The organism is Aulosira sp. FACHB-615 (assembly GCF_014698045.1).
Classification (GTDB): Bacteria; Cyanobacteriota; Cyanobacteriia; order Cyanobacteriales; family Nostocaceae; genus Nostoc_B.
The window spans coordinates 1-11,751 of the sequence record NZ_JACJSE010000066.1; the positions used below are offsets into that span (position 1 = coordinate 1).

The following is an 11,751-nucleotide window of genomic DNA, read 5'->3' on the forward strand; positions in this document are numbered from 1 at the left end:
GCCAAACAATCAAAAGAACAAAATCTGATGTACTTAGAGAATTGGTTCGGAAGTTGAAAATTAATAAAAAGTCGCCCTAGAAGGGCGAGGCTTGTATCCCATTCTTTTGGTCAGAAAAGTAAGTTTTGACTTTCCCTTCTGCCGATAATTGCCCTAATACCTGCCACAGGATTTGGTAGCTTCTTAGATTTAAGGCATCGTACAACTGAGAGGCAAAGCGATCGCCTCTACCTAATTCTTCAAGAATCTTTGTTTGCAAATCTATCGTTTTCATCGGATGCTGCTTGTAATTTCAATTCCAAATAATCAAGGCGGGTTCCCATCCAGTCGGGAGAAAGGTAGAGAATCTGAGCGAGTTTCTAGGTATGATGCGATCGCTCCTGCGGTTAGTTGAATTTCTCGCATCAATCTTGTTAAATCCTCATACCCAGAGAGCGATTTCACAGCTTTCGGCATAGCTTGTACCTAGTTTTCTGAGTTCAGTATCCTGTTCTAACCAGTAAATGATTTCTTCTTGGCGGATACGGATTAAAAGGGCGTGGTTTAAAAGGAATTCTTGCTTGGCTTTGAGTAATATCACTTCTAGTTCGTCCCCTCTCAGTCTTGCTTGGGCGATTAGGGGCTGGAAAAGTTGAGCGATCGCTCTATATTCAAGCTCGAACCTGTCAATTATCGAAGCGCGAAGATACTGGTGTTCAGTCATAGATTTTTCTCAATTCGCTCTCTTCGTACCTATGCTGAAAAAGGTGTTTTTCGCCATCCCACTGCACTAAATACATTTCACTTTCAATGCCAATGATTGTGCCTTTGGATTGGTATCGGGTTTGGTATTTATCGGAATGAGAGACGCGATCGCTTATCCCAAGTTTTGAGCTTGACTGACCTTTAAGCCCATCAATTTTTTGTCTTTCTTGCGGCGATAACTCCACCCAAATTTCTTGCTTAATTAGGTGACAGTTGTTTGTAATAATGGTAACTTGTTCCCAGGTACATCTGGGATTTTGAAGCACCAATTTCAATGAGGCAACAGCTGACGGTAACTGTTCAAGTTGTTGCTTTTTTGTTTCTAGTTCTGATTCGCCTACACCCAGTACAATCGCTGCGGCCTTGCGAAGTTCTGCTGCAAACCTTGGATGTCCATTGGACATTGCGACTAGGGACAAGCCAAGTAATGTTACGGTTTCGCGGGGGTTGTTTTCGGGCGCAGATTTAGCCATTGCCTTGAGGTGTAATTCTGGCTCTAGATTTTCGACTACTTTTTTGACTTGAGCATTCAACACCTTCTCGGCTTGCTTGGTGAAAGTGTTTCCCCAATTCGCAAGGGGTCTATCTTCTAATGCCCTTTCTAGCTCTCCAATACGATCGCGCAATGATTTATTTTCTATTTCTAGTTGCCGCAAAGACTCCATCTCGACTAGCTGTCTTTGTAGTTTCGCTACTTCTAAGGCTTTTTGATTGGCTAAATCCTGCGCTGCTTTGATTTGATCATGTAAAGACGCGATCGCCTTTTGCTCCGCTTCGCCTCTTATCCTGCACTCAATTTCTTGCTCTAGCCGCGCAATCTCTTGTCTGTGCTGTTCTTCGAGTTGCGCGATCGCTTCTTGATATTTCGGATCGATTCTGCGTTCTGGGGGATAGGGAGAGCTAGGAGCGTCAAGTTCTTTGTTGTGGATTGTTGTTCTTTCTCCATCGCTGAACTCTACAATCTGTTGCCAGTGATTTGGTGCATCTGCTGCGATTACGCACTCTTCACCATTTCGGTTGTGGTCTGGAGATGAGATTTTTACTTTTGTTCCCTTCAGGAACAATTGTTCCTGAACTTTTGTTCTTTTTGGTTTTGGATCGACCGAGTTAGCGGCTTCTTTGAAATTATTGGCTATGGGCGTGGGACTATCTTGGCAAGCTAGAGCAACCGCTTCTACCAATTTTTCGGGTTGTTTAACCAACCGCAGCAATGGCCTTGCATGGCTCTCTCTCTTAATAGCTCCCTCAAATTCTGTTCCTTTGAGCGCATTAACTACCATTTGTGCGCCAATTAATTGATTAACCCTGCGGTAGCCGCCCCAACGAGAAAGTCTTTCTTCACAGTATTGCTCAAACGAGGTGTAACCACCCTGCTTGAATATCTCTTCATCTCGCATGGTTTTGAGTTCGTCTGCGATTTGAAACTCAAAACGGTCAATACTCAAAAAGCTTTCTTCTATGCTTTGATCTAAAACCGAGAATTTATTCGCTTGGAATGCTGCTACCATCACACACCCCCTGCTACTTCGGTCACTGGTGTGTTCATTGCTTTGGCGGAAGCCAGAATCAACGCCACGCCGATGTATCCGCCCCAGTCTCCAAGCTCTGTATCGCAGTATTCTGAGAAAGAAGAATACCTCTGTTGGTATAATCGGTTGTCGCGGATATCTTGCAATTGTTTGCACACATCTCTCTGTAGAGAGGCGATCGCCGCTAATGATTCTTTTACGCTATTACAGGGTGCGGTTATCCCCGTTGAATTGTCTGTCGTACAAAACATAAAATTTAATTAGTAAAGATTTTTGAACAATAGCCACGTCAGCTACGACGTGGCTATTTTTTCATTAACTAGCTTTAGGTAAAATAAGCCCTGATTCTATTAGTTGATGCACTTCCCATCCAATCGTTAACAGGAATTCAGCTGCATCATTTTTGGTTGTCTCTCTTCGTCTAGCCAGCTCAGTTATTTTGTCCCGCAAGTCTTCTGATACGCGGATTTGTGGCTTTTCTTTAACTCTTTGTTTGGTCATCGCAGTCTGTAATATTTAATGCCTAGTGAACAATATAGCATAAATGGGGCATCTAACAACAGCTATGTTATGCTGGGCTTGTTCATTGTGCAGTACATCGGAAATGTGAAACCCTTGATTTGGACAAAGGCTGGTTTAGCGAGGCTGGGAGAGATAATCCGGCATAGTAGAGAAGCAAGAGGATTAAATTTACGTGACACTGCTTGCTTGATTTCTGCTCGAACGGGTGTAGATATTGCACATAACACACTGGGGATGATTGAAAGGGGTGTTGGCGAACCCAAGTATAATTCCTTGGCAGCGATCGCGCTGTGGCTAGGGGGTGCGATCGGCGCGAGGAAGCCTGTATCAAACAAACCAAACCAGTGCAAGGCAGAAAACGTTGGACTGGGCGGCCGCCAAAAGGTGCGATCGCTCCCAAACCTCACTGCAACAAAGATAAGCCCTTACCTGGATTTCAAGGTGATTCTGTGGCCTGTAAGAGACAGTGGGAACAGCGCCAACTTGAGCTACTTCAACAAGGTTCTTACGTTCCGTCAAATAACGACTCACCCGACAGCGTTCGAGGTACAGGGACTAGATAATCTTAGCTAGGTAGCAAAATAGGGGGTTTATCCCCCTATTAATCCCTAAAATCTCAAGTGATATTAATCTTAGCAAAGTAAGCTTACCTCGACCTAAAGGTGCGAGGCTTTAGCCTCAGATTTGAATCGTCGGGAACAAAGACATTTGTCCTTGTAATTGACAACTCATCCCCGGACTTCCAGGAAGGCTTACAGACTTCCCCAAAACAGCAATATTAATAGCCGCGTTTATATCAGCATCATGTTCAAAACCACAACGCCCACACTTAAAAGCTTTTCCGTTGCGATAGGATTTACCCTTAATGGGGTGAATGCCTCCGCATCGAGAACAAGTTTGAGATGTGTAGGCGGGAGGTACAAAAACCACTGGAACACCAGCGATATTGGCTTTGTATCCAACGAACAAACGCAGTTGATAAAACGCCCAATTATTAGTTCTGCGGCGTTCCGTCTTGCTTCTGGGTTTTTGATTCAAAGATTCTCGAATATTAGTCAAATCCTCAAAAGCCAAAGCGGAATTACTGCGTTTGGCGCTGCTGACAAGTTGTTTAGAAATGTTGTGATTCAACCATTCTTGAAAGCGACGTTCTCTGCCAGAGAGCCTTCTAAGAAGTCTTCTAGAGTTCCTAGTGCGTTTACTTTGAACGTTCGCCCTGACCTTGCTGTATCGGTCACGGACAGATTGAATCTGCTTGCCACTCCAAGATTTACCAGTAGAAGTAGTGGCAATATCGCGCCTACCCAAATCAACCCCAATTACTTTGGGAGTTCTGCCCGTGGGGTCGGTAGGCAAGTCAACACAGATATTGATGTAGTAGTCACCGCGTTTCGTTTTGTTGAGTGTGGCAGCAGTTGGGGATTGTCCCTTGAGCAATGCCATCTGGTAGTTGCCAATACTCAATTTGAACTTGACTCGACCACACATCAAGGTAATGCCAACAGTTTGCGACTCCTCAATATATTGAAAAGTCCGCGCATCCAAGCTCAAGGAAGTGGGACGGAATTTGTGGACTTGCTTAACCGCCTTGGCGTTACCAATTACACGGCGGATTGCTTGGCAGACATGGTTGGCTTTCAACCCCGTAGCCTCACGCACTGGTTTATAAACCTTGTGGTGAAGCTTGGTTGTGTTCCAGCAATTCTCGCGTTTTGCAGTCTCGTATATCTGGTTGCAAGCGTCAGCGAATCCCTGCAAAGTTTGGTCTATTTTAGACCGCAACTCTACAGGGACTTGAAGCTTGCATTTAACGGATATAGTCTGCATTTGAATGGGTTAATTACTCATCCCATTATATCATGTAAAGCCGTGCTAGAAGCACGGGGTTTCAGACCCAGAGGTTTTGATGAAAGAGATACCAATACTATTCAGCACGCCAATGGTTTTGGCGATCCTTGATAAAAGAAAAACTCAAACACGACGTGTTATTAAGCCTCAGCCAGAAATGTGCGGCGACCATTTCCGCGAACCATTAAAACAAAGATGGTCGGCAGGCGATCGCCTCTGGGTGCGTGAAGCCTGGGACTCCGTACCCGATTATGATGGCGGATACTACATTTATAAAGCTGATTACAGCAAAGAAGACCAGCTTAAGGTTAAGTGGAAGCCTTCGATTCACATGCCTAAAGCAGCTTGCCGAATTTGGCTTGAAGTAGTTGGTGTGCGGGTTGAGCGATTGCAGGATATTGATGAGGAGGGAGCGATCGCGGAAGGCTGCACCGGGCGGGACGAATCGATAATACGGGGTTCTAGGGGTGACACGATTTACTGCTCAATCAAGCCCTATTACCAGTACAAAAACCTTTGGGAATCAATTAACGGGTATGGTAGCTGGGATTTGAATCCTTACGTATGGGTAATTGAATTCAAAAAACTATGAGAGACGAATTAAAAGCAATCCAATCAGAACTAAAAAAGCCTTTCCCGGCATCTTATCACCAGATTCGGGAATTACCAGGGAAAGGTTTTTGGGCATTTCTACCACATCAAATTATCCGCCAAAGATTAGATGAGATTGCCCCAGAATGGCAATCTGATTTTTCGGCAATGGAAGTGGTTGGCGTTGATGTTGTCTGTCGGTGCGGGATTACCATACTTGGTATCCGCAAAGAAGCGATCGGCAGTGTGCCTCTGGTTGCCGCCACCAATAAAGAAGGCAAAGACGTAAGTCGAGGGAGTGCGGCGGACAGGGTAGCGGCGGAAGCCTTTAAAAATGCAGCCGAAATGTGGGGTGTGGGTGCGTATTTGGACGATCAAGGATATGTGGCCACTTACCTGAGCAACAATGCAGCAGAGATGAACGACGAGGTTAAAAACAAGCTGCGATCGCTCATCACATACTTGAGAAACAAAGGTGAATTGCCGCCGCCCAATTCCACCGTAACCAAACCGGCCCCTAGAACAGAAGCACCAACTATCAAAAATAAACCCTTGATTCAACCGTCGCGATCTGACAGAGAATTACTAATGCTAGAGGTTGAGTCTTTGTGCAAGCGCAAGGGAATAACGCCAGAAAAAGGAAAGGAAATTCTTTTGGAGTTGTACGGGGTGAAGGGGCGATCGCAGCTAAGAGACGATCAATTACTGAATTTTAGAGACTATTTATCAATGCGACCAGAGGCGTGACATGGAATTCAAAGAAGTTGTTGCTATGCTTCCTTCTAAAGAGCGATCGCGTGAAGTATTGCGATCGCTCTTGGATGAGCAAATCGAGGAATATAAAAAGTTATTAAGCAGCTATTTTAGTGGTGAGTCAACAAATGTCGGGTGGTATGGCTTAATAAAATGCCGACTTGAAGAAAAGGGTGTGTTGCCGGATATTGCCCACTACCTAGCAAGTGCAAGGGATGATAAAAAGCTAGAAGATTATTTTTTAAAGAATCCATAAACCACCCCAAATGAGGGAATACTAAAGCTAATATTAAATTTTATGTATTCCCTAAGACTCGTCGTAACGCCCGATGGTGCTTCTACGCTGCCACTGCGAGAAACCTGCACCATTGGGCGGCATTCTCTTTGTAGGATCAAAATAGTAGAAGAATTTATCTCAAGGTGGCACTGCGCCTTGATTGCCATGCCACCTGATATTGAGTGCGATCGCCCCTACTTCATAATCAAAGATGGTGAATTACTGGGCAAACCCTCAGCAAACGGAACGTGGGTGAATAGCGATCGCATTAGGTTAATCAAACTCAAGCACCAAGATATCATCACGTTTTCCCAATTCTCCGCATATCCACGCCTTGAGTTTCTGGACAATTATGTTAGTTTAGGCGCAGAAATCGGCACCGACAGCCATGAACGAGTTAGTTAAAAGGGGTGTAAGGTTGACGACCATCGGGTTTTTGATGGTTGTTTTTTTTGGGGCAACTGGCGCGAAGATGCCGCAATTTTCTGGTGATTTTTTGAATCTACTGACTGTAGTTGGCGCGGTTATTACCGTTTGGCAGATTGTGAGTAGCGCGGTGGATAAAATGCAATCTGAGCTTGCAGGGCGCGATCGCATTCATGATGAGCAAATATCAAAGATTTGGGTAAAAGTTGAGGCCAACGCCACAGCGATCGACCATCACGCCGGGATATATGGGCATAATGGCACGGTTGAGGAGATGGCAAGACTCAAGGATAGATTGGCGCAGGTTGAGGCGATCTGTGCTGTCAACTCTCAGCTTGGGACTATTTTATTAAGAGTTGAGGAATTGGAGCGGACAGCAAAAAGCACCTGATTAGAGGTGCTTGGCAGGAGAATATGTCTTATCGTTTGTCCATCATTCTATTCGCAAAAACAGTACTTTCACCCTTGGGTTACGCTCAATCATCCATGCAATATTTTTCGCTTTTTGGCGTTCCTTTGGGTCGATAACTCCAGCAATTACAAACTTATAGTCATTATTTAAACAGTAGTGATTAAGCTGTCCATACGCCTCATAAATTGTTTTTCTACTTAAAAACCGCTTCGCTTCAATTATTGTTCCGCCCTGCCAGTCGGTAAGAATATCGGCGTAGCCATCCTCAAATTTAACTTCTAGTTGAATGCTAAAACCATGTTCTTTCAGCCTAGTTGCGATCGCTTGCTGTAAATCCTTTTCTTGCCAGTGTTTCGGGAGTTTTAGGTTATCCCAGTTAACTTCCTGTAGTCAACCAAGTTTGAATTTATAAATCAGTCCACTATGGTTAGCGTTTTTGATGGTTTCGATGATCGCTTCTCTTGCTTCCTCAAGGCGATCGCTCCCGCCTAGTTCTTGAATAATGAAATCATCAAGATTTAGATGCTTGGTTCGCTCTAACCTGTCAATCATTGATTGAATCGTGCGTTCTCTCAATGATTGCCTTTGTTCTGTACTTAGCGCGTCACCATTAGGTTTATTATTGTCCCGATCAATTGCCGAGTAGTTGGGTAATTGTGGTAGCGCGTACCATTTTGAATGCCCTCCCCAGTACACAGCACGATTCACGGGCGACTCCTTTGTTAGCATTCCTAGCTTGTCTAAGCTGATGTTTTCTAGATTTGCAGACTTAGACCACTGCTTGATTACGCCCATATCATTCGCGCCAATTAGGGCCAACCATTTCATTTGACTTGAAGATGTCAAGCTTAATCCCATTGCCCCAACATAAGGGGTTTGAGTAATTAACCAAGCATTATGTTTTGCTGCACCGCCCAAAGATGCGATATGTAGAATTAGCGTGCCGATGCGAGTATTTTTAGTTTTCTTGCAGGCATCGCCAATTACCATGCCCTCATCTACAACAAGTAGCGTTTCTTCGTTTTCATTTTCCCATTGGATATATTCATCTAATACCTCATCAAGCCAATCGCAAATCTCTTCAGGGCATTTGTTTTTACAGGTTTTACGCTTTACTACATCAGCTACACCATCTAGATAGCCATACTCACCCGGTTCGTTTTTGGGGTCGATGTAGAAGATTTTACGGTTGGGGTTATCTGCTTTAATCCGGCGGAGGGCGTTGGAAACGAGTATGCCTTTACCACTACCGCCCACACCTAAAATGATGCAGTTTAAAACTAGGGATGCGATCGCTCTTACGATATCAAAGATGTTATTAACTTCGTGGATGGATGATTGGGTGATTGTGGGAGATTCGGGGCGGAGGTGCGGAGGTGCGGAGGTGAGGTTGCTGTCTAATCCCCCCTGCTCCCTACTCCCTTGCTTGATTCCCCCCTCGATATAATCCATTGCCGCATCAGATAAAGGTAGTCCACGCTCAACTGCAAAATTCAGTTCTGCTTTGATTATTTCTTCCCCGACTTGCAGACGGTAATCATAGAAATTATCCCCATCCAAGACATGAGCGATCGCACCTTTATCTCGAATCGCTTCTTGGTTGCGCTGCACATCTTTTGATTGTTGCCATGCGCTGAAGATAGACCATAGAGCGATCGCTATTCCGGTAACTGGGGAGGTTGCAGAAGCAGCGACAGCAGCGACAATTATCCCTAGTGCTATCTTCCACTGAATATTATTTTCTGTGGTCTGCCTGAAGGCCAAGCTACTCCATTCTTCGGGGGATCTCTGGATTTTATTGATATCAAAACGGCTCATTTCCATTATCTTTTTGTTTCTTGAACGGCATTACTTAACTTGCCAACCCAAATAATCAGACTGACAATCACTTCAATCGCAAACAAAGTTACACCCGCAAGCAGGAGATTTAGCCAATCAAGCTTCCCCCACTGCCCTGTTGCTAAGACAAAGAAGAAATCTGCGAATTTACCGCTTTGCACAGGGGAATAAACAGTGATGCAAATGAGAAAGTCGATTGTGTACGTGAAAATCTTTAATTGCTCCAAGTTGCTGATTACTGAAGTAGGCAGGGAGTTGTACACTCGTTTGAGCATCTTTAAAGTTGGGTCATCCTCATCTTTAATCTGATATCGAGAGCGGCTATCAGCCGATGCGATCGCTGCCCTCACAAACGATTCGTTGTTGTACAAAACAAGCGGCAACACCTCAATTATTTGGATGCAAGCCCACAGGATAGTGCCAAGTATCCAAGTAACGCCTTTGCCAATAATTGCGGCGATACCATTAATTATTGGGATGATCGAGATGATTTGCAGGAATGCGCTATTGAGTGTTTTTCCACTGAGCAACCCGACAATTTTTTCGTAAGGCTGAATATTCAGGTATGCAAACCACAAGCCAGCTACAACAAGCGCCCAATACAAAGTTGACAGCCAAGGGTCTTGTTTGTGTTTGTGGGGGCGATCGCGCTTAGGCATCGTAAAATTCATCAATTACCTCCAATCGGTTGTGAGTAAATCCCACCACGAAAACGCTTTAATCTTTTAGCGATCGCATCTCGATCTCCAGTGAAGGCGATCGCTCCTACCACCCCGCTTTCTTCAACCACTCCAGTGTTGCCCTGCCCATCGCAAACTACTGTGCCTGTAGGGAGCGATCGCCCTGTGTGCCTATCGGTTAGCACTTGCCCTTCAAAAATTGATACATAGCGGATATTTGGGTAGTCGCCTGCGACTATTGGCAAACAACCTTTGGCATATCTAGACTCAGCAATCTTGGCTTGTTCCTCCTCAAAAGCTACTTGCTGCTCAAGCTCGGTTTGTTTCTCGGAGTTGGTAGCGATTTGACTTTTGATGGTGGCAATGGATTGCATATTGCGGGAGATATCGCCACCTGAGAAGGCGAGGGCTGCTAGGGTGAGTCCACCAAAGATGATGTTTGTTTTGTGTTTACGCCATTGCCTAGCAGTTAGCATCACTTCCCTGCCTCCAACAAGAATGCGTCAAGGTCGAATTCCTTGTCTTGGGCAGGAGCGATTGCTTTAACCGCAGACTTAACGCCACCAGAATTACCGCGCACTTCCTCTAAAAACGCATCCAGTAAATCTGGTTCTTGCTTGATGCCATACCCAGCGACCATTTCATTGATGCGATCGCGGTCATTCGCAAGCTCAACTACAAAGTTAGAAGTTTGCTGAGTGCGTCCTAGTAATGACTTAGCAATTTCTAAATCACCTTGTTCCAGCACCTTACCAAGTACTTGGGATTTGATTTGAGCAAGGGCCGCACCTTGAGCGATCGCCTCTTCTGTTACTAGCCTGATCATCGCCGCCATTAGTTGCGGGTTGGCATGGGTTGAGAATTGAGAAGCGATCGCTTCCGCCTCAATTGTTGTTAACGATTGCCCTTGTTCAAGTTTCTTTTGTCTGCCAAGCTCTCTATCTATCAGCTTGAATGTATCTTCTAGTTGCTCAGTAATATCTAAAGAAAAATCATCGCCATAAGGGTCAATATCCGCGCCATTTTCAGCAAATATTAGTAATGCTCTGTCAACAATCTCTGGTTCGTATTGACTTGCAAAATAATCATGTAAGTCCTTGCGTGTAAATTTATCCATTGATTTTCACCCACTGTTCAAAGTTTTCGCGTTTTAAATTGTTGAAATTGATTTTTAAGAATTTAATCACCGAGTCATAGGAGCGCGATCGCTTTTCTAACCCTCCTTTAGCTACTAATATGCAAGCTAGTAAAAATCTTTGATAATTGTCCAAATATTGCGCTCTAATGCTTCTGTCCGGTGGAAAGTACTGCGCTTTTACTGGTGGCACTGATTGAATTATTTCTGTTTCCCATCTCAAAATAGTTTTGCGGTTTATTCCTATCACATTCGCCCACTCTTGGCGGGTCAGTGCGTTGTCAAGGAATGCGTTTTTAAAAATTCTTTCTTCCTGAATTGTTTCCAAGACAATCGGCAAACTACTGCTCACCACTACTTCTAATACTCCTATTTCGTCAAAAAGTTACCTCATTGCGGCTTTGTCTCGCGCTTCCTCATTGCGGCTTTGTCCTACTGTGGCTTTGAGAAAGCTTTGGCTGATTTTCGCTACTTCTTCTTACAATCCCATTCGCCGTACCAGTATGCCTGTTCTAGAAAATTGTAAGTGTCAGGGTCAACTTTTCCTGCTAGTTGTTTATAGTCAAGTCCTGATTCAAATGCTTGTTTAATATTGGGTGGTAATGGCATCCCATTGGCGGGAATCTTGTCAATTTCACCCTTTATAATTTCACCGTATTGAGATTGAGCTTGTTGAGAGTTAATCTTGCCTGTTTTTAAGTCTTGTTGCAAGCGTTCAATCTTACCTTCAAAGGTTTGGTTTCTGCCGTGGCTTACTAGTGCAGCGAGTCCACCAATTATTAGTAAATCAATCATTTAGCACTCCTTAAAGCAAGCGAAAATTCTTGAGTTGGCGCGGTGTAAATAATTTTGGTTTCGTCGCCGCGCTCAATTTTCCTATCAGTGAACTACCTACACTGACCTTGCGGTACAGTGTAGGCTTCCCAATTCAATGGGGATTGCCTCAACCTTCGTAGATTTTTTACGTCCCGAAGATTTTGGTCTTACATCCCCTC

The 11,751-nt window shown here is 44.4% G+C and carries 19 protein-coding genes; 6 read left to right on the top strand and 13 right to left on the bottom strand.

Going from position 1 to position 11,751, the window contains the following annotated elements; translation table 11 throughout:
* Nucleotides 1-76: 76 nt before the first annotated feature.
* The 6 genes from H6G77_RS34625 to H6G77_RS34650 form a co-directional block, all read right to left on the bottom strand.
* Nucleotides 77-274, bottom strand: a complete 198-nt coding sequence (locus H6G77_RS34625) for a hypothetical protein (protein WP_190874061.1) — start codon at nucleotides 272-274, stop codon at nucleotides 77-79.
* Between the two features lie 32 nt (nucleotides 275-306).
* Nucleotides 307-456 (bottom strand): hypothetical protein, encoded by a 150-nt coding sequence (locus H6G77_RS34630; RefSeq protein WP_190874062.1) that lies wholly within the window; start codon nucleotides 454-456, stop codon nucleotides 307-309.
* Nucleotides 422-703: a hypothetical protein gene (locus H6G77_RS34635; protein WP_190874063.1), complete on the bottom strand. Its 282-nt coding sequence runs from the start codon at nucleotides 701-703 to the stop codon at nucleotides 422-424. The genes H6G77_RS34630 and H6G77_RS34635 overlap by 35 nt, the downstream gene beginning before the upstream one ends.
* Nucleotides 696-2,252 (bottom strand): hypothetical protein, encoded by a 1,557-nt coding sequence (locus tag H6G77_RS34640; protein WP_190874064.1) that lies wholly within the window; start codon nucleotides 2,250-2,252, stop codon nucleotides 696-698. Before H6G77_RS34640 ends, H6G77_RS34635 begins: the two co-directional genes overlap by 8 nt.
* The gene (locus H6G77_RS34645) at nucleotides 2,252-2,524 is read right to left on the bottom strand and encodes a hypothetical protein (protein WP_190874065.1); all 273 of its coding nucleotides are present in this window, start codon (nucleotides 2,522-2,524) and stop codon (nucleotides 2,252-2,254) included. The genes H6G77_RS34640 and H6G77_RS34645 overlap by 1 nt, the downstream gene beginning before the upstream one ends.
* 64 nt (nucleotides 2,525-2,588) lie before the next feature.
* The gene (locus H6G77_RS34650; RefSeq protein ID WP_190874066.1) at nucleotides 2,589-2,774 is read right to left on the bottom strand and encodes a hypothetical protein; all 186 of its coding nucleotides are present in this window, start codon (nucleotides 2,772-2,774) and stop codon (nucleotides 2,589-2,591) included.
* Nucleotides 2,775-2,792: 18 nt separating this feature from the next.
* Here H6G77_RS34650 and H6G77_RS34655 point away from each other — a divergent pair, with 18 nt between their 5' ends.
* A complete protein-coding gene (locus H6G77_RS34655) occupies nucleotides 2,793-3,368 on the top strand; it encodes a helix-turn-helix domain-containing protein (protein WP_190874067.1) in 576 nt (191 codons plus the stop codon).
* A gap of 105 nt (nucleotides 3,369-3,473) precedes the next feature.
* On the opposite strand, the gene H6G77_RS34660 is transcribed toward H6G77_RS34655, so the two are convergent.
* Nucleotides 3,474-4,622 carry an RNA-guided endonuclease TnpB family protein gene (locus H6G77_RS34660; RefSeq protein ID WP_190874068.1) on the bottom strand — a complete coding sequence of 383 codons (1,149 nt, stop codon included), beginning with the start codon at nucleotides 4,620-4,622 and terminating at the stop codon, nucleotides 3,474-3,476.
* 79 nt (nucleotides 4,623-4,701) lie between these two features.
* Between H6G77_RS34660 and H6G77_RS34665 the strand changes: the two genes are divergently transcribed.
* Genes H6G77_RS34665 through H6G77_RS34685 form a run of 5 tightly spaced genes read left to right on the top strand, consistent with a single transcriptional unit; the run spans nucleotide 4,702 to nucleotide 7,081 of the window.
* Nucleotides 4,702-5,235: a hypothetical protein gene (locus H6G77_RS34665; RefSeq protein WP_190874069.1), complete on the top strand. Its 534-nt coding sequence runs from the start codon at nucleotides 4,702-4,704 to the stop codon at nucleotides 5,233-5,235.
* On the top strand, nucleotides 5,232-5,981 hold the full coding sequence (locus tag H6G77_RS34670; protein ID WP_190874070.1) for a Rad52/Rad22 family DNA repair protein: 750 nt from the start codon (nucleotides 5,232-5,234) through the stop codon (nucleotides 5,979-5,981). The genes H6G77_RS34665 and H6G77_RS34670 overlap by 4 nt, the downstream gene beginning before the upstream one ends.
* A gap of 1 nt (nucleotide 5,982) precedes the next feature.
* Nucleotides 5,983-6,243, top strand: a complete 261-nt coding sequence (locus H6G77_RS34675; RefSeq protein ID WP_190874071.1) for a hypothetical protein — start codon at nucleotides 5,983-5,985, stop codon at nucleotides 6,241-6,243.
* Nucleotides 6,244-6,285: 42 nt separating this feature from the next.
* Complete coding sequence (locus H6G77_RS34680) at nucleotides 6,286-6,669, top strand: FHA domain-containing protein (RefSeq protein ID WP_190874072.1); 384 nt, start codon at nucleotides 6,286-6,288, stop codon at nucleotides 6,667-6,669.
* Nucleotides 6,653-7,081: a hypothetical protein gene (locus H6G77_RS34685; protein WP_190874073.1), complete on the top strand. Its 429-nt coding sequence runs from the start codon at nucleotides 6,653-6,655 to the stop codon at nucleotides 7,079-7,081. The genes H6G77_RS34680 and H6G77_RS34685 overlap by 17 nt, the downstream gene beginning before the upstream one ends.
* Nucleotides 7,082-7,492: 411 nt before the next feature.
* On the opposite strand, the gene H6G77_RS34690 is transcribed toward H6G77_RS34685, so the two are convergent.
* The 6 genes from H6G77_RS34690 to H6G77_RS34715 form a co-directional block, all read right to left on the bottom strand.
* Nucleotides 7,493-8,920 (bottom strand): hypothetical protein, encoded by a 1,428-nt coding sequence (locus tag H6G77_RS34690; RefSeq protein ID WP_190874074.1) that lies wholly within the window; start codon nucleotides 8,918-8,920, stop codon nucleotides 7,493-7,495.
* A 5-nt stretch (nucleotides 8,921-8,925) separates the two neighbouring features.
* Nucleotides 8,926-9,612, bottom strand: a complete 687-nt coding sequence (locus H6G77_RS34695) for a hypothetical protein (protein ID WP_190874075.1) — start codon at nucleotides 9,610-9,612, stop codon at nucleotides 8,926-8,928.
* A complete protein-coding gene (locus H6G77_RS34700) occupies nucleotides 9,612-10,097 on the bottom strand; it encodes a hypothetical protein (protein ID WP_190874076.1) in 486 nt (161 codons plus the stop codon). Before H6G77_RS34700 ends, H6G77_RS34695 begins: the two co-directional genes overlap by 1 nt.
* Nucleotides 10,097-10,738: a hypothetical protein gene (locus H6G77_RS34705; RefSeq protein WP_190874077.1), complete on the bottom strand. Its 642-nt coding sequence runs from the start codon at nucleotides 10,736-10,738 to the stop codon at nucleotides 10,097-10,099. The genes H6G77_RS34700 and H6G77_RS34705 overlap by 1 nt, the downstream gene beginning before the upstream one ends.
* Complete coding sequence (locus H6G77_RS34710) at nucleotides 10,731-11,111, bottom strand: hypothetical protein (RefSeq protein WP_190874078.1); 381 nt, start codon at nucleotides 11,109-11,111, stop codon at nucleotides 10,731-10,733. The genes H6G77_RS34705 and H6G77_RS34710 overlap by 8 nt, the downstream gene beginning before the upstream one ends.
* 113 nt (nucleotides 11,112-11,224) lie before the next feature.
* Complete coding sequence (locus tag H6G77_RS34715) at nucleotides 11,225-11,551, bottom strand: hypothetical protein (RefSeq protein WP_190874079.1); 327 nt, start codon at nucleotides 11,549-11,551, stop codon at nucleotides 11,225-11,227.
* Nucleotides 11,552-11,751 lie beyond the last annotated feature (200 nt).